22 protein-coding genes and 1 tRNA gene are annotated in these 21,074 nt (G+C 58.3%); 9 read left to right on the forward strand and 14 right to left on the reverse strand.

What is annotated here, in order from left to right; translation table 11 throughout:
- Positions 1-35: 35 nt before the first annotated feature.
- On the reverse strand, positions 36-2,036 hold the full coding sequence (locus MRBLMR1_RS30475; RefSeq protein ID WP_500067246.1) for an FUSC family protein: 2,001 nt from the start codon (positions 2,034-2,036) through the stop codon (positions 36-38).
- A gap of 60 nt (positions 2,037-2,096) precedes the next feature.
- Complete coding sequence (locus tag MRBLMR1_RS30480; protein ID WP_148146427.1) at positions 2,097-2,627, reverse strand: hypothetical protein; 531 nt, start codon at positions 2,625-2,627, stop codon at positions 2,097-2,099.
- Positions 2,628-2,855: 228 nt separating this feature from the next.
- Between MRBLMR1_RS30480 and MRBLMR1_RS30485 the strand changes: the two genes are divergently transcribed.
- The 5 genes from MRBLMR1_RS30485 (at position 2,856) to MRBLMR1_RS30505 (ending at position 6,252) form a co-directional block, all read left to right on the forward strand.
- A complete protein-coding gene (locus MRBLMR1_RS30485; protein ID WP_500067247.1) occupies positions 2,856-4,067 on the forward strand; it encodes an NADP-dependent isocitrate dehydrogenase in 1,212 nt (403 codons plus the stop codon).
- A 71-nt stretch (positions 4,068-4,138) separates the two neighbouring features.
- Positions 4,139-4,594 carry a GNAT family N-acetyltransferase gene (locus tag MRBLMR1_RS30490; protein ID WP_148146425.1) on the forward strand — a complete coding sequence of 152 codons (456 nt, stop codon included), beginning with the start codon at positions 4,139-4,141 and terminating at the stop codon, positions 4,592-4,594.
- 97 nt (positions 4,595-4,691) lie between these two features.
- Complete coding sequence (locus tag MRBLMR1_RS30495) at positions 4,692-5,318, forward strand: glutathione S-transferase family protein (RefSeq protein WP_148146424.1); 627 nt, start codon at positions 4,692-4,694, stop codon at positions 5,316-5,318.
- Between the two features lie 100 nt (positions 5,319-5,418).
- Positions 5,419-5,760, forward strand: a complete 342-nt coding sequence (locus tag MRBLMR1_RS30500; protein WP_148146423.1) for a hypothetical protein — start codon at positions 5,419-5,421, stop codon at positions 5,758-5,760.
- Positions 5,761-5,874: 114 nt separating this feature from the next.
- Positions 5,875-6,252: a hypothetical protein gene (locus MRBLMR1_RS30505; RefSeq protein WP_148146422.1), complete on the forward strand. Its 378-nt coding sequence runs from the start codon at positions 5,875-5,877 to the stop codon at positions 6,250-6,252.
- A 65-nt stretch (positions 6,253-6,317) separates the two neighbouring features.
- Here the strand turns inward: MRBLMR1_RS30505 and MRBLMR1_RS30510 are convergent, their stop codons facing one another.
- From MRBLMR1_RS30510 to MRBLMR1_RS30525, 4 genes are all read right to left on the reverse strand, one after another.
- Positions 6,318-6,755: a hypothetical protein gene (locus MRBLMR1_RS30510; protein WP_148146421.1), complete on the reverse strand. Its 438-nt coding sequence runs from the start codon at positions 6,753-6,755 to the stop codon at positions 6,318-6,320.
- A gap of 184 nt (positions 6,756-6,939) precedes the next feature.
- Positions 6,940-8,562 carry an ABC-F family ATP-binding cassette domain-containing protein gene (locus MRBLMR1_RS30515; RefSeq protein WP_148146420.1) on the reverse strand — a complete coding sequence of 541 codons (1,623 nt, stop codon included), beginning with the start codon at positions 8,560-8,562 and terminating at the stop codon, positions 6,940-6,942.
- A gap of 88 nt (positions 8,563-8,650) precedes the next feature.
- The gene (gene tig / locus MRBLMR1_RS30520; RefSeq protein WP_148146419.1) at positions 8,651-10,123 is read right to left on the reverse strand and encodes a trigger factor; all 1,473 of its coding nucleotides are present in this window, start codon (positions 10,121-10,123) and stop codon (positions 8,651-8,653) included.
- 159 nt (positions 10,124-10,282) lie between these two features.
- Positions 10,283-10,367, reverse strand: a tRNA-Leu gene (locus tag MRBLMR1_RS30525).
- A 642-nt stretch (positions 10,368-11,009) separates the two neighbouring features.
- Here MRBLMR1_RS30525 and MRBLMR1_RS30530 point away from each other — a divergent pair.
- The 3 genes from MRBLMR1_RS30530 to trmFO all read left to right on the forward strand — a co-directional run bounded on the left by MRBLMR1_RS30530 (position 11,010) and on the right by trmFO (position 13,209).
- Positions 11,010-11,156, forward strand: coding sequence for a DUF1127 domain-containing protein (locus MRBLMR1_RS30530; RefSeq protein ID WP_112507721.1), 147 nt, complete (start codon positions 11,010-11,012; stop codon positions 11,154-11,156).
- 315 nt (positions 11,157-11,471) lie between these two features.
- On the forward strand, positions 11,472-11,615 hold the full coding sequence (locus MRBLMR1_RS30535) for a DUF1127 domain-containing protein (RefSeq protein WP_119940433.1): 144 nt from the start codon (positions 11,472-11,474) through the stop codon (positions 11,613-11,615).
- Positions 11,616-11,799: 184 nt separating this feature from the next.
- Positions 11,800-13,209 carry a methylenetetrahydrofolate--tRNA-(uracil(54)-C(5))-methyltransferase (FADH(2)-oxidizing) TrmFO gene (gene trmFO / locus MRBLMR1_RS30540; protein WP_148146418.1) on the forward strand — a complete coding sequence of 470 codons (1,410 nt, stop codon included), beginning with the start codon at positions 11,800-11,802 and terminating at the stop codon, positions 13,207-13,209.
- On the opposite strand, the gene MRBLMR1_RS30545 is transcribed toward trmFO, so the two are convergent.
- The 4 genes from MRBLMR1_RS30545 to yajC form a co-directional block, all read right to left on the reverse strand.
- Positions 13,187-13,747 carry a hypothetical protein gene (locus tag MRBLMR1_RS30545; RefSeq protein WP_500067248.1) on the reverse strand — a complete coding sequence of 187 codons (561 nt, stop codon included), beginning with the start codon at positions 13,745-13,747 and terminating at the stop codon, positions 13,187-13,189. The two genes, trmFO and MRBLMR1_RS30545, sit on opposite strands and share 23 nt — an antisense overlap.
- Before the next feature lie 40 nt (positions 13,748-13,787).
- Positions 13,788-14,642, reverse strand: coding sequence for a phytoene/squalene synthase family protein (locus MRBLMR1_RS30550; RefSeq protein WP_183686901.1), 855 nt, complete (start codon positions 14,640-14,642; stop codon positions 13,788-13,790).
- A 1-nt stretch (position 14,643) separates the two neighbouring features.
- Entirely contained in the window at positions 14,644-15,030 is a 387-nt protein-coding gene (locus MRBLMR1_RS30555; RefSeq protein ID WP_148146416.1) for an Mth938-like domain-containing protein, read from the reverse strand.
- Between the two features lie 113 nt (positions 15,031-15,143).
- On the reverse strand, positions 15,144-15,500 hold the full coding sequence (yajC, locus tag MRBLMR1_RS30560) for a preprotein translocase subunit YajC (RefSeq protein ID WP_148146415.1): 357 nt from the start codon (positions 15,498-15,500) through the stop codon (positions 15,144-15,146).
- A 182-nt stretch (positions 15,501-15,682) separates the two neighbouring features.
- On the opposite strand from yajC, the gene MRBLMR1_RS30565 reads away from it, so the two are divergent.
- Positions 15,683-16,555 (forward strand): ATP-binding protein, encoded by an 873-nt coding sequence (locus MRBLMR1_RS30565; RefSeq protein WP_148146414.1) that lies wholly within the window; start codon positions 15,683-15,685, stop codon positions 16,553-16,555.
- Positions 16,556-16,687: 132 nt separating this feature from the next.
- Here MRBLMR1_RS30565 and MRBLMR1_RS30570 read toward each other — a convergent pair whose 3' ends face one another.
- From MRBLMR1_RS30570 to serS, 4 genes are all read right to left on the reverse strand, one after another.
- Entirely contained in the window at positions 16,688-18,229 is a 1,542-nt protein-coding gene (locus MRBLMR1_RS30570) for a peptidoglycan DD-metalloendopeptidase family protein (RefSeq protein ID WP_148146413.1), read from the reverse strand.
- Between the two features lie 124 nt (positions 18,230-18,353).
- The gene (locus MRBLMR1_RS30575) at positions 18,354-18,995 is read right to left on the reverse strand and encodes a protein-L-isoaspartate(D-aspartate) O-methyltransferase (RefSeq protein ID WP_148146506.1); all 642 of its coding nucleotides are present in this window, start codon (positions 18,993-18,995) and stop codon (positions 18,354-18,356) included.
- Positions 18,996-19,003: 8 nt separating this feature from the next.
- Positions 19,004-19,774 carry a 5'/3'-nucleotidase SurE gene (gene surE / locus MRBLMR1_RS30580; RefSeq protein ID WP_148146412.1) on the reverse strand — a complete coding sequence of 257 codons (771 nt, stop codon included), beginning with the start codon at positions 19,772-19,774 and terminating at the stop codon, positions 19,004-19,006.
- Positions 19,775-19,786: 12 nt separating this feature from the next.
- Entirely contained in the window at positions 19,787-21,067 is a 1,281-nt protein-coding gene (gene serS / locus MRBLMR1_RS30585) for a serine--tRNA ligase (protein WP_148146411.1), read from the reverse strand.
- Between the last annotated feature and the right edge of the window lie 7 nt (positions 21,068-21,074).

Here is a 21,074-nt window from a genome sequence, read left to right on the forward strand (position 1 = left end):
GGCAATAGACCCGTCGGCCAACAACGGCAAGCCGGTTATTGGCTCTTTTGCTCATCTGCTGCCGGCGGATAAAGGCGATTGAGCAGATTGGCGACCATATCCGCCCCATGTGCGGCGCCCTGCCCCGGTGCCGGCAAATTGCCGCTTGCAGCAGCATGGCGCGGCGTCTTGATGGAAAAACAGTCAGCCTTCCTGGCTGTGGCCTTCTCCAGCGCCTGCCTTGCATTATCAATCGCTCGGTGCATTTCCGGGTCGTTGCCGTTTCCAGCATTTGCAAAATCCCGCGCCAGGATCCGGGCCCAATAGGAGGTGGCGAGGAAAATCGCCAATGTCTGGCGGATCGGCCCCGGCCGGGTGACCAGCGACCATGCACTGCCCAGCGGACGCGCAGCAACGGTCAGGTCTCGGTAAGTCTCATCGAGGCGGTTCGACAATTCGATCAGCCGGTAGCGGCTTTCCCCGTTGTCCACCGCCTCCAGCAACTGTCCGAGCGCGTCGTACCATCGGGCAACCGCCAGTTCGACGGTCGAGCGGGTGGAGGATGGAAAGATGACGAAGGCGACGAACATGCCGGCGATTGAGCCGATCACCGTTTCCTCCAGCCGCAGCAACAGGACCTCGTATGTGAGCTGGCCGATCAGGCCATAGACGAGGCAGAGAACGATGGTGACGAAGAAACTGAGGAGCGCGTAGGAGACCTGCAGGTAATAGAAGGCCAGAAAGACACAGACGGCCGCAAGGCCGACAGTCGTTGTCGTATGACCGGAAAGCAGCGTCGCTAAGGCAAGGCCGATGGCAACGCCGAGCAGCGTACCGACCGATCGCTGGATCGCCCGCAATGCCGCATCGCCACGCGAGCGGGTGTTGTTGAACACGAGAAATGCCGTCAGCACGGCCCAGAACCAGCGGTCACGGGAGAGAAGCAGCCCGAAGACCATGGCGATGCCGGAGGCGATAGTGATCTGGACAGCCGCACGCACAAGCGGGTTCTTCCAGGAGAAATCCGGTTTCACCGGCGGCCCTGCCCGCGGCACATCACCAAAGGCCATCAATTGCTGGAAAGCCCGGTCGGTGGCGGCCTCACGCAGGGCGGAGGAAGCCCGCTGTAGCCATAACAGCGCGTGGACGCTCTGCCTCTTCCGCTCTTCACCGGCCGCAATAGAAGGGTCTTCCGCAATCCGCTTTGCCGCGACCGCATCATCATGGAGCACGGCATTCACAAGAGCGGCAGGCGGCAAGGCCACAAGCGATTGCACGATGACGCTTTCAGCGGCAAGGTGAAGATCGAAGATGGCGATCGAAACGGCCATGACGGGACTGCTGTCACTGGGCATGGAACCGTCAGCACTGCGCGGGAGAAGGCCTTCCGCCATCAGCACCACGTCCTTCAGCTGCTCTTCCATCTGGCGCAGTTCGAGGCGATCTTTCTCCGTCAGCGTTCCGCTTGCGGCAAGCCCGGCAAGTCGCAGCAGAATATCCGACACACGATGCTCTATCGCCCGAAAAGTTTTGCTCAGATCGCGACGCCAGTCGTCAACCAGCAGGTATTTGCGGATCAGGTGCCCGAAGGCGACGGCAAAAAGCGGCCCCAAAGCCGCCAGCGGCAGTTCCGAAAATGTCGGTCGCAAATAGGCGCCGATGAAATAGGAAATGAACGCGAACATGCCGACGGCAAAACCGCGCTGGCCGAATACGCGTGCAATGCTCGCCGCAAGGATGACACATAGGAAGGTCAGGTCGGCGACAAGCCGGTAAGGTTCGAGCGCTGCCGCAAGCGTGATGCAGAAAAGGCTTGCCGTGCAGCCCATCAGGCGCGTCGTCAGCTGGTCGCCGGGCCTCTTGTCCTTCACGGCGACGCCGCCTTCGATCGACAGCACGATTGCCAGCGCATAGGAAATCGACGGCAGCGGCGTTACCGCCAGATGAATGGCGATCAGGACGAGGATCGAGGCGAGGATGGTGAGCGTCACACGCGCTCCCATCTTCACCCGCGACAAGGCGGGATCATGGGCCAGCAGGCGATCGGCAAACGTCATGGCCATCCGCCGCGCCCTAGACATCGCTTGTATCATGCCGAAAGCCGGGCACGCCCGGCATCACTCGCCCTTGGCTATCGACTGCATTTCCTCGACGACGCTATCGCTTTCGCCATCGGCCACACGGTGGATGTCGTCAATGACGGGCTTGCCGCCCTCATCGATCACATCGAAATGCACTTCGGAGACCGTGTCCTTTAGATCGGCGTCATCGATGCAGGTCCATTGCTTGAACGTGACCTTGAAGTCGGTTTTGCCATTTACCGCTACGCCCGGCGCGATGACGATATCCTGCAGCGGGCAGCCATCCTGCGAGGCGGTGACGACATCGTAACCGAATGGGTCGCCTGGCTGGTTGTTTTCCGTTTCATAGGCCGGATGCTTGGCGGCATCGGCATAGGCCGTCTGGAAGCGCTTGCTGAACAGGCGCGCCAGCGGATCGGGATCGAAGATGAACTTCCAGTCGCTGTCGTTGCTGTTCCAATTTTCTTCGGTGACCTTCATCACCTCCTTGACCGGATCGACGGGTTCGGCAGCAACCGAAACCGTGGACAGAAACGACAGGGCAAGAGCGAGCGGCAGAGTTCGCATGGTGGTTATCCGTATTCGAAGCGATTTGCGCGGACATTACCCCTCGGCCTTTATTTGGCAATGACCATTCTTGCTGTTTTTCAAAGCCAGAAGGGCCCTGCGTTGAAATCTCACAGAAAAGCCGCCAATCCCTGTCTCACGGCTTTGCACACCTGCCCTGCGATGTTATAGCGCAACCCGTTGATCCATTCGGGGCCGGTCCGGCCCATACACGACAAGAGGAAGTCCATGCAGAAGATCAAGGTAGCCAACCCGGTCGTCGATCTCGACGGCGACGAGATGACCCGCATCATCTGGCAGTTGATCAAGGATAAGCTGATCCTGCCCTATCTCGATCTCGACATCGAATATTACGATCTTTCTGTCGAGAACCGCGATGCCACCGACGACCAGGTGACGATCGACGCCGCCAACGCCATCAAGAAGCACGGCGTCGGCATCAAGTGCGCCACCATCACGCCGGACGAAGCCCGCGTCGAAGAATTCAAGCTGAAGAAGATGTGGAAGAGCCCTAACGGCACGATCCGCAACATCCTCGGCGGCGTCATCTTCCGCGAGCCGATCATCATGCAGAACGTGCCGCGTCTGGTTCCGGGCTGGACCAAGCCGATCATCGTCGGCCGTCACGCTTTCGGCGACCAGTATCGCGCAACTGACTTCAAGTTCCCGGGCAAGGGCAAGCTGTCGATCAAGTTCGTCGGCGACGATGGCCAGACGATCGAGCATGACGTGTTCGACGCACCGTCCTCGGGCGTTGCCATGGCAATGTACAACCTCGACGATTCTATCCGCGATTTCGCCCGCGCTTCGTTCAACTATGCCCTGCAGCGCGGCGTTCCCTGCTACCTGTCGACCAAGAACACGATCCTCAAGGCCTATGACGGCCGCTTCAAGGATCTGTTCCAGGAAATCTTCGACGCCGAGTTCAAGGCGCAGTATGATGAAGCCAAGATCTGGTACGAACACCGCCTGATCGACGACATGGTCGCTTCTGCTCTGAAGTGGTCCGGCGGCTATGTCTGGGCCTGCAAGAACTACGACGGCGACGTACAGTCCGACATCGTTGCGCAGGGTTTTGGTTCGCTCGGCCTGATGACTTCGGTTCTGATGACGCCGGATGGCAAGACGGTCGAAGCCGAAGCTGCACACGGCACGGTTACCCGCCACTACCGCCAGCACCAGAAGGGTCAGGAAACCTCGACGAACTCGATCGCCTCGATCTTCGCCTGGACCCGTGGCCTCGCGCACCGCGCCAAGCTGGACGACAATGCGGAACTGACGAAATTCGCCGACACCTTGGAAAAGGTCTGCATCGACACGGTCGAAGCCGGCTTAATGACCAAGGACCTGGCGCTGCTCATCGGCCCGGATCAGCCGTGGCTCTCGACCACCGCCTTCCTCGACAAGATCGACGAAAACCTTAAGAAGGCCATGGCGTAAGCCATAATCTTCAGAGTAGATTTGAACGGCGGGGTTTTCCCCGCCGTTTTCTTTTGCGCCGGAGGCTTAGCATGTCTGCCAATCGTCCTGTCGAAATCCGTCCTCTCGCGCCATCCGATCGCGAGGCGTGGCAACCGTTGTTCGAGGCCTATATCCGCTTTTATGAATCGGAACTGCCGAAGGAGCAGTACGACATCACCTGGTCGCGGTTTCACGACCCGGAAGAACCTATGCATGCACTGGGCGCATTCGACGAGGGCAAGCTTGTCGGCATCGTGCATGCACTCTTCCATCGCTCGACCTGGCTGCCGGATACGACATGCTACCTGCAGGACCTCTATGTCGATGACAGCCAGAGAGGCCGCGGCGTCGGCGAGGCGTTGATCGAGAAGGTGGCGCTGCTTGCCCGGGACAAGAATGCCGGTCGTTTGTACTGGCTGACGCAGGAAAAGAACGACGCGGCAAGACGCCTCTATGATCGCGTCGCTGTGGCGCCGGGGTTTATCCAGTACCGCAAGCCCCTTTAGCAAGCACGCCGGTCCGATCATTCATCGCCTAAAACTTCAGACCTTGATTGTGTCGCCGCGCGCTCCAAAACAAGGAGCGGCAACAGGAGAATGACGGATGGCAAATGAGATCCTATTCTACACCAACCCGATGTCGCGCGGCCGCATTGCCCGCTGGATGCTGGAGGAAATCGGCGCACCCTACCGCACGGAAATCCTGCAATTCGGCACGACGATGAAGGATGACAGCTACAAGGCAGTCAATCCGATGGGCAAGGTCCCGGCAATTATTCACGGCAAAAAGACGGTGACGGAATGTGCGGCGATCTGCGCCTATCTTGCTGATGCCTTTCCCGAGAAAGGTCTGGCGCCCTTGCTCGCAGACCGCGCCGACTATTATCGATGGATGTTTTTCGCTGCCGGTCCGCTCGAAGCGGCGGTGAGCAACCGCGCGCTCGGCTTTGAAGTTCCACCCGGCCGCGAGCGGATGATCGGCTACGGCAGTTTTGCCGACGTCATGGATGGGCTGGAATTCGCCCTTCGCAGCAATTCCTACATAGCCGGCGAAAAATTCAGCGCGGCGGATGTCTATGTCGGATCGCAGATCGGCTGGGGGCTGCAATTCGGCTCGATCGAAAAACGGCCGGCCTTCGAGCAATATTTCGGGCGCCTCGCTCTTCGCGACGCCTATCAGCGTGCGGTGGAAAAGGACGACATGGCGGCATCTGCCCTTCAAACCACTTGATTGACGAAAGCCAAGATTCATCATGAATCCGGAGGCTTATTGAAGGTCTTTACCAATGGGGTAATGATCTACCGCCCAATCATGGGCTGGGATCTTTCACATGACACGGTTCACTTCCATCGCCGCCAGTGCGTTTGCAGCGCTTATTCTTTCTGTTGGTGCCTCGCGCGCCGCAGACGATCTCGTCTTTACATTGATCAACAAAACCAGCGGCACGCTTGAGCGATTCTATACTTCGCCGACCGGTGTCGACAATTGGGAAGATGACGTGTTCGGTGATGATGTTCTCGAGCCGGGCGAGAGCATGAAGATCACGATCGCCGACGGTCGCCGGACCTGCAAATACGACATGCGTTTCGAGTTTACCGAAGATTCCAATTTCGAGGACATGGAAGATACTCAGGATCTCTGCGCCATGGGATCCTACACGATCCATCAGTAGGACTGTAGCTAGACCCAAGGAAAGAGCGATTTCGTTCAAGCTACGTTAAGGCAGACTGACGCAATGTCCGCCATCGAAGCGCCAAGGACAATCCGGCGCCCAGGGACGAAACACATGAAGAAGATTGCTCTTTCTGTCCTCTCCATCGCCATCCTCACCAGCGCGGCCATGGCCCCGGCCGGAACAGCGATGGCGCAATGGCGCGACGCACCGCCGCCGCGTTGGGACGACCGTCGCGGACCGCCACCGCCACGCTGGGATCGCGACCGTGACCGTCATCATCGCCACCACGACAATACCGGCAAGGTCATTGCCGGAGGCTTGGCTGCAGGTATTGTCGGCGGCCTGATCGGCGGGGCCTTGGCCAATAGCGGCGGTCCCCGTTACGTGGAGCCACCACCGCCTCCGCCGCGCTGCTGGTTCGAGGATCAGCGGGTTCGCAACGCCTATGATGGCGGCTGGCATATGGAATCTATCCGCGTCTGCCGTTGAGGCATATCGCGAGCTTTTTGAAAGCCGTGCATTGCGCGGCTTTTTTTCATGAAATGGCGCTCCATTCATCGCGCCTTTTTCTTGCGGGCATAAATCAGGCAATTGTCGATCATGCTGACGCAAAGGCCGTTCAGATCGGTTGCGGTGTTGTTGTCACCCGCAAACTCCACCTGCTTCAGCCTGTTTTCCGCGAATCGAAACTGCGTGCTGCAATTACCGCCCGAGGATCCGCTCGTCGACGTGTTCACCGCGGGTATCGCGCCGAAAAGGGTGAAGGACGGATTGACGACGTTCCAGTTTCCGCGCGGCATGTCACGGCGATAGGCCCAGATCGTGCCGCCGTCGGTAGTCGCAGTGCTTGCGGTCGGAAAACCTGCACACATGCGAACATCGTCTTCATCCAATCCGACGAGTTCGGTTCGCGCCGCCGCTACCGTCGAATTTTCACCGATAACCCGCGACGTATCCGGCGGGATCGTGCATGCGCCAAGCAAAATACTCAAAATCGATAGCCGGGCGAAGGCCCGCAAACACAGTGTCTGAAAATTCATAATCCAACATCGCCGTTTTACCTTTACCAGCCACCATTGGACTAGCTAGGCGCAAGGCGCGACGGATCAAGACATTCAGAGACTGTAACCGGCCGAAGGGCCGATCACAATTTTTACCCCTAACCTCGACGGGCCGTCAGGCGACAAGGCCAGGAGCCTCGTAGCCGGTGCGCTCGACATATTCGCGGTAGCCGCCATCATAACGATGCACACCTTCCGTCGAGACTTCCAGCACGCGGTTCGACAGTTCGGAAAGGAAATGGCGATCGTGGCTGACGAAGAGCATCGTGCCTTCGTATTCGGACAGCGCCTTGATCAGCATTTCCTTGGTATCGAGGTCGAGGTGGTTGGTTGGCTCGTCGAGGACGAGGAAATTCGGCGGATCGAACAGCATGGCCGCCATAACGAGGCGCGCCTTTTCGCCCCCTGAAAGCACACGGCACCTCTTCTCGACATCGTCGCCGGAAAATCCAAAGCAGCCGGCAAGCGTGCGCAGTGCGCCCTGCCCGGCACGCGGGAACTCCGATTCGAGCCATTCGAACACCGTCTGCTCGCCATCGAGCAGGTCCATGGCGTGCTGGGCAAAATAGCCCATCTTGACGCTGGCACCGATCGCAACAGATCCCTGATCCGGTTCGGCCGAACCGGCAATCAGCTTCAGAAGCGTCGACTTGCCGGCACCGTTGACGCCCATGATGCACCAGCGTTCCTTGCGGCGAATGGAGAAATCCAGGCCTTCATAGATCGTCCTGCTGCCATAAGCCTTGTGGACGCCCTTGAGGTTGGCAACGTCTTCACCCGAACGCGGCGGTGCCTGGAATTCGAAAGCGACCGACTGGCGGCGCTTCGGCGGCTCGACGCGCTCGATCTTGTCGAGCTTCTTCACCCGGCTCTGAACCTGAGCGGCATGCGACGCACGCGCCTTGAAGCGCTCGATGAACTTGATTTCCTTTGCGAGCATCGCCTGCTGGCGCTCGAACTGCGCCTGCTGCTGCTTTTCGTTCTGCGCCCGCTGCTGCTCGTAGAACCCGTAATCACCTGCATAGGTATTGAGCGACCCGGCATCTATCTCGATGATCTTGTTGACGATCCGGTTCATGAACTCGCGGTCGTGCGAGGTCATCAGAAGCGCGCCGTCATAACCTTTCAGGAACTGTTCCAGCCAGATCAGACTTTCGAGATCGAGATGGTTGGATGGTTCGTCGAGCAGCATCACGTCCGGGCGCATCAGAAGAATGCGGGCCAGCGCCACACGCATCTTCCAGCCGCCCGAAAGCTTGCCGACATCGCCATCCATCATTTCCTGGCTAAAGGAGAGACCGGCAAGCACTTCGCGAGCCCGGCTTTCCAGCCCATAACCGTCGAGTTCCTCGTAACGAGCCTGAACCTCGCCGTAGCGCTCGATGATGGCATCCATCTCGTCCATACGGTCCGGATCGACCATGGCGGCTTCGAGTTCGCGCAGTTCGGCCGCAACAGTGCTGACGGGACCCGCGCCATCCATCACTTCAGTGACGGCGCTGACGCCGGACATTTCGCCGACATCCTGATTGAAATAGCCGATGGTGACGTGCTTCTCGACCGAAACTTGGCCTTCATCGGGGATCTCACCGCCGGTGATCATCCGAAACAGTGTCGTCTTGCCGGCGCCGTTCGGGCCAACGAGGCCGATTTTTTCACCGCGATTGAGCGCAGCCGAAGCCTCGATATAGAGAATGCGATGGCTGTTCGACTTGCTGATATTTTCGATACGGATCATGGCTCGGCAAACGTCAGTTGATGGGTTGTAGACAATAAAAAAGCCGGATCGTTGCCGACCCGGCTTTTCCAATCATTTTCTGCGAAGATTATTCGGCGCTGTCTTCAGCGGCCTTCTTCTTCGGAGCAGCCTTCTTCTTCGGAGCGGCTTCTTCGCCTTCCGCAGCTTCAGCCTTGGCCTTCTTCGGCGCAGCCTTCTTCTTGGCCGGCTTGTCGTCGCCTTCGGCTTCGTCGTCAGCCATCAGCTCTTCCTTGGTGACGGTCTTGTCGGTGACCTTCACTTCGGTAAGCAGCTTGTCGATGACCTTTTCTTCGAAGATCGGGGCGCGCAGCGAGTTGGAAGCACCAGGCGTGTTGCGGAAGAAATCGAGGATTTCCTTCTGCTGGCCCGGGAACTGCTGCAGCTGTGCATAAAGCGCGCGCTGCAGCTCTTCTTCGGTCACTTCAACACCAGCCTTCTCACCGATTTCGGAGAGAACGAGGCCCAGACGAACGCGACGCTCGGCAAGCTTGCGGTATTCCGCACGGGCTTCTTCCTCAGTCGTTTCTTCGTCTTCGAAGGTCTTGCCGGACTGGGCAAGATCGGTGTTGATCTGGCGCCAGATGTTGTCGAACTCGGCGTCAACGAGACCCTGCGGGGTGTCGAACTGGTACATTTCATCGAGCTGGTCGAGGATCTGACGCTTTACCTTCTGGCGTGTCAGGTTGCCGTACTGGCTTTCGATCTGGCCGCGAACGATTTCCTTCAGGCGATCGACTGATTCGATGCCGAGCTTGGAAGCGAGTTCGTCGTTGATTTCGACTTCGCCCGGAGCAGCAACATCCTTGACGGTGATGTCGAAGGTCGCTTCCTTGCCTGCGAGATTTGCAGCCGGATACTGTTCCGGGAAGGTAACCGTGATGACCTTTTCGTCACCAGCCTTAACGCCGACCAACTGGTCTTCGAAGCCCGGGATGAACTGGCCGGAACCGAGAACCAGTTCGGCATCTTCGGCAGCGCCGCCATCGAAGGCTACGCCGTCGACCTTGCCGAGGTAGTTCATGGTGACGCGGTCGCCGTTGGCGGCCTTGCCCTTCTTGGTTTCGTAAGTACGAGCGCTTTCAGCGATCTTGACGATCTGCTCGTTGACTTCTTCGTCAGCGATTTCGACGACTTCACGAGTAACCGTGATCTTGTCGGTCGACTTCAGCTCGATCGGCGGAATGACTTCGTAGGTGAGCGTGAACTCAAGGTCAGCCTGTGCGGACAGGATCTTTTCGGCTTCTGCCTGATCCTCGGTCATAGCGATCGACGGCTGGGTTGCCGACTTCTCGCCGCGATCTGAGAGAATCTTGCCCGGACGGTCGCGGATGATCTCGTTGACGAGATCTGCCATGATCGACTTGCCGTAGGTCTTCTTGAGGTGCGCCAACGGCACCTTGCCCGGACGGAAGCCGTTGATGCGGACCTTATCCTTCGCATCGGCGAGGCGCACGTTCAGCTGTGCTTCCATCTCCTGCTTAGGGATGACAACTTTGATTTCGCGCTTCAGCCCTTCAGCGAGCGTTTCGGTAACCTGCATTTTCAAACCTTCATATCGTGGCGGCGGCACCAACTATCCGGCATCTCCAGCCGTTCAACAGTCAGCACATCGCCGGAACTTCAAAGAGACCAGCCGCGGCATTAAAGGCGCCGGTCGTTCGCCCTATTCTTTGGCTCAAGACCACACCTTGGCGGTGCTTGGTGCGGGTAGAGAGACTTGAACTCCCACGCCTTGCGGCACCAGAACCTAAATCTGGCGTGTCTACCAATTTCACCATACCCGCGCCCCAAACCGCGTCGAAATACCTCGTCGCCGGAGGCCTTCCAGAGCGCGCGTCTCTATATCATCCGTTTTCCTGCACGCAAAGGAAAAATGACAGGGACAAAAGAAGACTGTCAGAACAGGATGAAAGCGGGGGATATTCGTTCTGGCGGCGTCAGCACAATCTCCCAGACGCCACGTGCGCCGACCAAAACAGCCATGCACAGAAAGCATGCCATCCATTCAGCGTTTGCAGTGCACAATTTATCTTCCTTTATATAGGTTCAGCTTAACGAACGAAGCAGTGAGCGAGCCGGGGCAAACGCCTCCTAAATGCGACAGCTTTAAAGGCGGGTTTCCCGCAAGACATTCGGGGCGCGCACTCCTCCTCCCAGCGTTGTCCCGTACAGACCGGCGAGACTCCTTCTCCCATTTGCCGGTCATTCATATGACGCCCACCGGACCTCCTCCCCCGGTGGGCGTTATTTGTTTCAGCAGTGTCTCCATCACCGAACATACCAGAGCCACGCACCTCCTTATCGCAATGCGCCAGACGCATAGGTGGCATACGTAACGGGCGCTGTTTTTTGTGCAGAAGAACATTTAAAACGATTAGCAGATGAAGAGGGCGGATATGACGCCCACAGGGCAAAGGATCCCCACAATGAGCATCGCAAAGAAATTCAGTGACTGGCGCAAGTACCGCGAAACCGTTTCCGAGCTCGGCCGCATGACCGACCGCGAACTGGGTGACCTCGGCATCGGCCGTGCAGACATCCGCCGCGTAGCTCGGACTGCAGTCGGCTTCTAATAAAACCTCGACTCTCCAGTCGGTCGAAAGCGCCTCCTTCGGGAGGCGTTTTTCGTTTGTGCAGTTCATTATTGCCTGGGAGCCTTTTCGCCTGCTGTTGAAACGCGAAATCGCTCTGTCTTTTGCTAGAATTGCCATAGCGCAAATTCTCAGCTCATTTTTCGCCCATCGCCCAGAAAAGCGACAATTCACCGCACAAACGCATGGCAGTTGCACATAATTTGCACTGCACATTCTTATTATTCGGTCGTATAAGAAGCACATCGCCGGAGCCGATAACGAGCGCCGGGAAAAAGACGACTTGAGGAAACCACCATGAACCCGATCCGCATCGCAAAGAACTGGGTCAGCTACCGCCGCACGATGAACGAACTCGGCAACCTGTCGAACCAGGCCCTCTCCGACATCGGCCTGACCCGTTACGATATCCGTAACATCGCTGCTCGTTCCTTCCGTTAATCCCTGACGGGGGCGGTATCCCAACCGCCGGAGGAACAAGTCTAGCGGCTGAAATGCCCAAGGATGATCAAAGGCACCTTCTCAGGTGCCTTTTTGATTCTGGTTAGCCTCAGGCGCCAAATTGACTTCGAATGAAGTGCTTTTTGATTCCTGTCGGCAGCTTGTCGTGATAATGACGCGGCCCATGACAGAGATATCCTATTCCCCCATTCACGTGATCGGCGGCGGCCTTGCCGGCTCCGAAGCAGCCTGGCAGATCGCACAGGCCGGCATCCCGGTCATCCTGCACGAGATGCGCGGCGTTCGCGGCACCGATGCCCATAAAACAGACGGCCTTGCCGAACTGGTGTGCTCCAATTCGTTCCGCTCCGATGATGCGACAGCCAACGCCGTCGGCGTGATCCATGCAGAGATGCGACTTGCGAACTCGCTGATCATCGCCTCGGCCGACAAGCATCAGGTTCCGGCGGGTGGCGCTCTTGCCGTCGACCGCGACGGATTTTCGGATGCGGTCACTGCCGCAATTTCCAGCCATCCGCTGATCACAGTTGTCCGAGAAGAAATCCAGGGACTGCCACCGAAGGAATGGGACCTGGCAGTGGTCGCCACCGGCCCCCTCACCTCGCCTTCGCTTGCCGCATCCATCCAGGCGGAGACGGGTGAAGACCAGCTCGCCTTTTTCGACGCGATCGCACCCATCATCCATCGCGATTCGATAGATATGGATACATGCTGGTACCAGTCGCGCTACGACAAAGTCGGCCCTGGAGGCAACGGCAAAGACTACATCAACTGCCCACTCGACAAGGATCAGTACGACGCGTTCGTCGACGCCCTGATCGCCGGCGATACGGTCGGGTTCAAGGAATGGGAAGGAACACCCTATTTCGATGGCTGCCTGCCGATCGAGGTGATGGCGGAACGCGGCCGCGAAACCTTGCGCCACGGACCTATGAAGCCGATGGGCCTCACCAATTCGCATAACCCGACGGTCAAGGCCTATGCGGTCGTGCAGCTGCGCCAGGACAATGCGCTTGGCACGCTCTACAACATGGTCGGCTTCCAGACGAAGCTGAAATACGGCGCGCAAGCAGAGATTTTCCGCATGATACCCGGCCTGCAGAATGCCGAGTTTGCGCGGCTCGGCGGCCTTCACCGCAACACCTATATTCAGTCGCCGATCCTGCTCGACAAATCACTGACGTTGAAAAGCCGCCCCGGCTTGCGCTTCGCCGGCCAGATCACCGGCTGCGAAGGGTACGTGGAAAGCGCCGCGATAGGCCTCCTTGCCGGACGATTTGCGGCTGCCGAGCGGAAGGGGGAACCGCTTGCGCCACCTCCTGCCACCACAGCCTTTGGCTCGCTTCTCGGCCACATCACCGGTGGCCACCTCATTCATGATGAGGAGCCCGGGAAACGATCATTCCAGCCGATGAATATCAATTTCGGCCTTTTTCCAGAACTCGAGCCCGGCTCGATCGTCAAGCCGGAAGGCGTCAAACGTTTTCGTGGCAAGGACAAGACCGTTATGAAACGGCAGTTATTGTCGGCGCGGGCGCTGAAAGATTGCGCTAATTGGCTCGGTCTGGCGTAGAGGCATCACCATCGGCGGCGGCCATTTCACGCCCGCCATCCGGCTGGCCGTCGTCGCTGATTTTACCTGTAACGCTGACATAATTGTCGAGCAGCCAGAGAGAAACTTCGGCTGCTTCACTTTCCTTCACGAATACAAATTCGCCATTCAATGTCGGTGCATCGAGAAATTCAGCAAGGAACCCTTTATCATTTGCCAAGGGAACGATCCGCACTCGACCGGGCTGGATGAGATGGCAGGCATAGTGGTTGCGGCGATTGCGCATGAAGCCTGTCTTGTCGTTATGCAAGCGAACGAAGACATCACCATCCTTTGTGCCATGCAGGCTGCGAATCGCTTCTTCCGGAAAGGCCCGGCCGAATTCGAGGATTGCGGTCCCGAGATCGTAACGCCCCTGTTCGTCGTTCCTACGGGCAATTCGCCTTATGTAGAAAACTAGAACGAGAATCAGCGCAACGATCGTTATCCAGATGATAAGGGCACTCAAACCGCTTCTCCTAGGCATGGAAGGTTTGGGGGGCAGGTTTTTGGGTTGCATAGTGCCTAGCGTGCGAGGCTTGCGCGAGTGTTATGTCGCATCAGAAGCGGCGAAGCAGCGTCGCTTTCATCATGCTGATCTGGCGACGCCATTGCGGTTGCTGCAAGCCATCGAAAAGCGCCGAAGCGCCCAGTTTTCTGGCCCGCTTCAAGATGTGCTCCGCCAGAGAGACAGGCAAAAAGGCCGGAAAAAGTGGTTTGGCGATCGGCCCTGCATGGCGGGCCTTTTGCAAATGCTCCAACCCCAGGCCGGAAAAAGCCTCGATCGCTGCCGAGATACGCGTCTTGTCCTCGCCGGCCAAAAAGCCGTCATGATCAAGGCCTGTTGCGGAAAGGATATCGAGCGGGACATAGATCTGCCGCCTGCGGTTATGGATCGGCAAAAGCATCAGCAAGCCGGCTATCGACTGTGCCACGCCCGCATGCCCGGCAGCATCGGCCGATTGAGTCGCATCTTCGGGTGACAAGACAAGACCAGCAAGCTGGATCAAAGCCGATGCTGTCTCACCCGAATAGCCCTCCAGCGCGTTTTGGTCAGGCATGGCATCGTCATAGAGGTCGAAGATGCGTGCCTCTGTCATGGCGACCAGTGTTTGCCGTGGCAAACGATAACGGTCTATGGTCTCCAACAGACCAGCGGCGAGCGGATTGCCGCCGGTATCTCCTGCGGCTCCACCTTCCAAGAGATCCCGCCACCATTGCAGGCGGATTTCGCCGGGAAGCGGCTCGCGCACCACGTCGCGAACGCGGGCAATTTCCGCATTGAACGCATAAAGTGAGGCAAGCGCCCCCCGCTTGTCTTCAGGCGAAAGAAGACAGGCCAGATAACGGTCGCGGTCCGTCTCCCGCAGCATGGAGAGGCAAAGCGCGCCGTTTTCGGAAAGGGTATCGGTCATGTCAAACCGCGATGAGAGCCGCCGCGACAGCGCGGGATTCGGCCAGCATGATGTTGAATGTGCGCACGGCTGCACCGGTGCTCATCGGATCGGAAGAGATGCCTCTGGACTTCAGCGCGGCTTTCACGTCAGCGGGTATAGGCCTGAGGTTGGCCCCTGCGCCGATCAGCAGCACTTCGATGCCGGATGGATCGGCCAGTACGCGCTCTAGAGAGGCGATCGTCAGGAGATCGCCCTCCCGCATGTCCCAGCCATGAATGCCTGAGGGCAAGCATAGAATGGAGCCGCGATGGGACATGTCAGCGAAACGGAAACCACCATTGCCGTAGGCATCGATCGGCGCGCGGCCCGGAAAATGAGCGTCTCGGATTTCGATGCCTTTCGCCATTGGCACGGCTTCCTTCCAGAACAACTTTGCCCGGATCAAGCCTCCGTCATATAGACAGAAACGATCCGGGCAATCAGGTAGCCGACTTTCGAGCAAGCCGGTTATCGTGCCGCTTACTTGGTCGGAGCAGATTCGGTCTTGACCGGTTCGCCCTTGACCTTGACTTCGGCGATATAGGCACGCTGGGCGCGGATCTTGACGCCTTCGGCGATTTCGACTTCCAGTTCGTTGTCGTCGATGACCTTGCTTACCTTGCCCGTGATACCGCCACCGAGAACGACCTGATCGCCACGACGAATGTTATCAAGCGTTTCCTTGCGCTTCTTGGCCTGGGCACGCTGCGGACGGATGAGAAAGAAATACCACACCACCATCAGGGGTGCGAACAGCATGACCATCTGCAGGATGGAATCGGTGCCCGAGGGGGCTGCTGCGCCACTCGCCTGGGCGAATGCTTCGGTAATGAACATCGAGAACTCCTAAAACTACCGGAGACTCCCCGCCCCCGTTCAAGCCGCCGGAATATAGTTGCGATGGCCCGGAATGCAACAGAAAGCGGCAATTTGCGTACCGAATCCACGGCTCAAAGCCTTTCTATGCAATGACGAGCGTGTTACCCGGCCCGAAACACAGGAAAAGGAAGGGCAGCGTCATGAGCGAGGACATTAACGCACAGGTGCTTGCCGAAATAAGGCGCCTTGCCGATGCGGTCGAACGTCTTGCGGGACCGCCTCCCGCAGTCAACGACTGGGATGCCGCCGATTGCTTCGTCTGGGTGCCATCCAACCTGAAGCTCCAGCCAGTGCCGCGGCCGAACCGTATCGCGTTGACGCTGATCCGCGGGGTCGATCATGTGCGCGATATCCTGCATGAAAACACGCTTCGTTTCGCCGAAGGATATCCGGCAAACAATGTGCTTCTATGGGGCGCGCGCGGCATGGGCAAATCGTCGCTGGTCAAGGCCGTGCATGAAGATGTGCGGGTGGCAACCGGCTCATCCCTCAAACTCGTTGAGGTTCACCGCGAGGACATCGCTTCACTGCCCGGCCTTCTGGACATTCTCAAATCATCGAAGCAGCGCGTCATCCTTTTCTGCGACGACCTGTCTTTCGATCATGACGACACCGCCTACAAGTCGCTCAAGGCCGCGCTCGACGGTGGCATAGAAGGGCGACCGGACAATGTGCTTTTCTATGCAACGTCCAACCGTCGCCATCTCCTGCCCCGCAACATGATGGAGAACGAGCAGTCGACGGCCATCAATCCGTCCGAGGCCGTGGAAGAAAAAGTCTCGCTTTCTGATCGCTTCGGCCTGTGGCTCGGTTTCCACAAATGCAGCCAGGACGATTATCTGGCAATGATCGACGGATACGCAGCACATTTCAACCTGGGCCTGGGTCAAGAAACACTTCACGCCGAAGCACTGGAATGGGCAACGACACGCGGAGGCCGTTCGGGTCGCGTGGCCTGGCAGTACATTCAGGATCTCGCCGGCCGACTGCGCAAGCCGCTGGATCGCATATAACGCCACAAAACTCGATCGCCAGGGCATAATTCCGGAAACAACAACGGCTGCCGCTTCTACTGGATCAAGTGAAAAACGCAAAAAAGCCCGGCAGAGCCGGGCTTTTTCGTTGTCCCCTTGAAACGCACTACATTATTCAAGGTAGGTATTCGGATTGACCGGCGTTGCGTCCTTGCGGACCTCGAAGTGAACCTGCGGACGCTGTGCGTCGCCGCTCATACCCGAAGAAGCAAGCGTCTGGCCGCGGGTAACCTTCTGGCCACGGGTCACGTTGATCGCGCTGGCATGGCCGTAAACGGTGACCTTGCCGTCGTCGTGACGTACGAGCACGGTGTTGCCGAGTTGCTTCAGGCCATTGCCAGCATAGATAACGACACCGTTTTCGGCTGCCTTGATCGGCGTGCCTTCCGGAACCGAGATGTCGATACCGTCATTGCGGCTGCCATTGACGTTGGAGCCGTAGCCGGCAATGACCGCGCCATTGACCGGCCAGCGGTACTTCTCGATCCCCGTGGACTGTGGGGCGACAGACGCAACGTCAGCTTTCTTTTCGACTTCGCTGAGCGATGCATTTTCTGCAGCGGCAGGCTTGGACGGTGCTGCTACGGCAGGCTCAACCTTGGCGACGGCCGGCTGCTGCGGAGCTGCAGCCTTCGGCGCTGCTTGCATAGGCTCGGCAGGTTTCTGCGGAACCGAGGCCGTGCGAACAGGGTCGGTCATGCCATTGGCAACCTTTAACGTCTGGCCGATACGAACGGTGCCATCGGTCATACCGTTGGCTGCCTTCAGCGCATCGACGGACGTGCCGGTTTCACGGGCAATCTTGGTCAACGTGTCGCCCGGCTTGACGGTGTATGTGCCGCCAAGCGGCTTGCCGCCGGGAGGCGTGATCTTGCCCGGCTCCGCCAGCGACTTGTCACGCGACGGCAGAACAGCGAGCTTCTGCTCGGACTGGTTTTCCGGCGCAGGTGCATTGTTCTGAAGATCGATATCGCCAGCGGCAGTCTTGGCAGTATTGCGCGCAGGACCAAAGGTCGGAATTACGACCGACTGGCCGGCTGCGAGCGTACCGCCATTTGCCCTCAGGATTTCCTTTTCAGGAACGCCATAACGGTTTGCCAATATCTTGGCCGACTCGCCTGGCTTCAGCGTGACACGCGGCGCATTGACCGTTGACCAGCCGGACATCGGCTTGACCGTGCCGGTTGTCAGGTTGTCTGCACCACGAACCGGAGCCGTGTTGGACTGCTGCGGAAATGGCTGAGCCATGGCCTGCTGGCGCGTCGAAGAATCGGATCCGGACACCGGAGGAAGACTGCTTGGAGCAGACAGCTCCGAACGCTGAACGCTCGAAGGCGCGGAAGCGACGCGCGCCGGCGACGAATAACCACCCGAAGGCGGATAAGACGGAGACGAAGCAACGTTATTCGAACCGTACTGCGGCTGCATGCCCTGAGACGAAGACACGTCACCACGCGGAACCGGAGCCTGACCGTATGCACCACCTCCCTGCCGCTGAGGAATGGATGCCGTGGTCATATTGTCCGTACCGTCGAACAGACCGGAAAAACGCGTAGCGTCTGAACTGCAACCGGTCGCAGCGCTGGCCAGCAAGGCTGCCGCTGCGAGCTTTACAACGGATGTACCGAACTTGGATGAACTCTTGAAACGCATTGACTCGACCTACTCATGACGCCACCATCATGAGAGTCATTAAAACCTGTTAGTCTTACTGGCAGGTTAAGGCGCCGCACCAAAAGTCGGTATTTTGTCAAATTGCTAACCATGCCAACCAAGCTCAAAGAGCTTCGGCCACGTGCGGAACAAGCGGAAGATAGGGGGCCGGGAACAGATCCTCACGCTCGAAACGGCTGCCGGTCTTGGTTAAACGCGTCATGAGGCAGGTCTCGTCATCAAGGATGAGCGGAGCGATCATGGAGCCGCCATGCGTGAGCTGCTCGGCATAAAACCGCGGTAAAGTGGTAAATGCGGCAGTCACGAGAATGCGGTCGAAAGTTCCCTCACCAGGCTGGCCGTTGCTACCGTCCGCCTGTCGAATGATGACGTTGCGAAGACTCAGTGCGTCCATTCGGGCGTTGGCTGCCGTAACCAGCGTGCGGTAACGCTCGACGGTCGTCACGCGCTCGGCAATTCGGCCCATCACCGCAGCGGTAAACCCACTACCTGTGCCAATTTCGAGCACACGATGACCAGGCTTTACCTGCAGACGATGCAGAAGGCGCACAGCGAGGTCGGCGCCTTCCATAAAGGCACCGCAATCGATCGGGATCGTGCGGCTGGAATAGGCTTCCTCGGCCAGCGGAGCTGGTACGAACTGGGAACGAGGTGTCTGCTCCACGGCTGTCAGAAGATCCAGATCGGAGATGCCCTCGGCCCGCAGGCGCAGGACGAGTGCAGCAAACCCTTCTTTTTCGACCATCCCAGTTTTCAACCGGCAACTCCTGCTCCCAGCGCGGATGCCAAGCGATCCTGAACCGAATAATCGGTCAGGTCCAGCTTAAGCGGCGTTACGGAAATCTTGTTTTCCTTAAGCGCCTGGATATCCGTGCCGTCACGGAAATTTCCTTTCCGCTCCGAAAATTTCAGCCAGTAATAGGGTCGGCCGCGACCATCCTCTCGCGCATCTATCATCAGGCCGAAATCGAGCTTTCCTTGTGAAGTGACCTCTACGCCCTTCACTTCCTCCGGCGCACAATGCGGGAAGTTCACATTGAGGAAAGTTCCGTCAGGAAGCTCGACCTCTATCAACTTGCGAAGAAGATCGGCAGCGTATGATTCGGCAACTTCCCATGGCGTGAAACGGCCATTTTCCTTACGCGCAGCCTGGCTTATCGCGATCGAGCGCACGCCCTGAAGCGTTCCCTCGATCGCACCAGCGACCGTGCCGGAATAGGTGATGTCGTCGGCCATATTGCCGCCGTCGTTTATGCCCGATAGGACGAGATCGGGTTTGCCGCCCATGATCTCGCTGATGGCCATGATGACGCAATCTGTCGGCGTGCCGCGCAGTGCATAACGCTGGTCGTCGATCTTCCTCAGCCGAAGCGGCTCGGACAGGGTCAGCGAATGCGCAAGACCGCTCTGGTCCGTCTCCGGCGCAACGACCCAGACATCGTCAGAAATCGTCCGTGCAATCCGTTCCAGGACGCCAAGACCTTCTGCGTGGATACCGTCATCGTTGGTGAGCAGAATGCGCATCGTGATATATCCTTATGCCTTCTCGATCTTGGTCAGGCCGCCCATGTAAGGCAGAAGCGCATCAGGAATTGTGACGGAACCGTCTTCGTTCAGGTAATTTTCCAGAACCGCGATCAGGCAGCGACCGACGGCAGTACCCGAACCATTCAGCGTATGAACGAAACGAAGCGCCTTCTCGTCCTTGACGCGATAGCGCGCGTTCATGCGACGGCCTTGAAAATCGCCGCAGACCGAGCAGGACGAAATTTCGCGATAGGTGTCCTGTCCCGGCAACCAGACCTCGATGTCGTAGGTCTTGCGAGCGCCAAAGCCCATATCGCCGGTGCAAAGCGTCATGGTGCGGAAATGCAGGCCCAGACGCTTCAGAACATTCTCGGCGCATTCCGTCATGCGCTCGTGTTCAGCGATCGCGCTTTCCGCATCGGTGATGGAAACCAGTTCGCATTTCCAGAACTGGTGCTGGCGCAGCATGCCGCGCGTATCACGGCCGGCAGAACCTGCTTCCGAACGGAAGGACGGCGTCAGCGCGGTAAAGCGCAGCGGCAGTTTTTCCTGCTCAAGCGTTTCGGCCGAAACGAGATTAGTCAGCGTCACTTCGGCCGTCGGAATAAGGTAACGGCCGTCGGTCGTCTTGAACAAATCTTCCTCGAACTTCGGCAACTGGCCGGTGCCATACATGGCCTCGGCCTTCACCATCAGCGGTGAGGAGACTTCCGTATAACCGTGCTCCATGGTGTGCATGTCGAGCATGAACTGGCCAAGCGCCCGCTCAAGACGGGCGAGCTGGCTGGTCAGAACCGTGAAGCGTGCACCCGACAGCTTCGAGGCGCGATCGAAATCCATGTAGCCAAGCGCTTCACCGATATCGAAATGCTCCTTCGCCGGATGGTTCCAGCGCGGCTTTTCACCAACGACGCGTTTCACGATATTGTCGTGTTCGTCCTTGCCGACCGGCACGTCATCGAGCGGGATGTTGGGAAGACGCGACAGCGCGTCATCAAGCGCAGCAATTGCCTCGCGCTCTTGCTGCTCCGCGGCGGGCATGGTTTCCTTGATCTCGGCGACTTCTGCCTTGAGCTTGTCCGCCAGTTCAAGGTTCTTCTGCGCCATGGCAGCGCCGATCTCCTTGGAGGCAGCGTTGCGGCGGGACTGCATGTCCTGAAGCTTCTGGATTATACTGCGGCGACGTTCATCCATCGCCACGAGTTCAGCGGCCATCGGCCCGGCGCCACGCTTGGCGAGCGCCTCATCAAGAGCCTGTTCGTTTTCACGAATCCATTTGATATCAAGCATAATCCTA

Source organism: Neorhizobium sp. LMR1-1-1.1 (genome assembly GCF_040675795.1).
Taxonomy (GTDB): Bacteria; Pseudomonadota; Alphaproteobacteria; order Rhizobiales; family Rhizobiaceae; genus Neorhizobium; species Neorhizobium cellulosilyticum.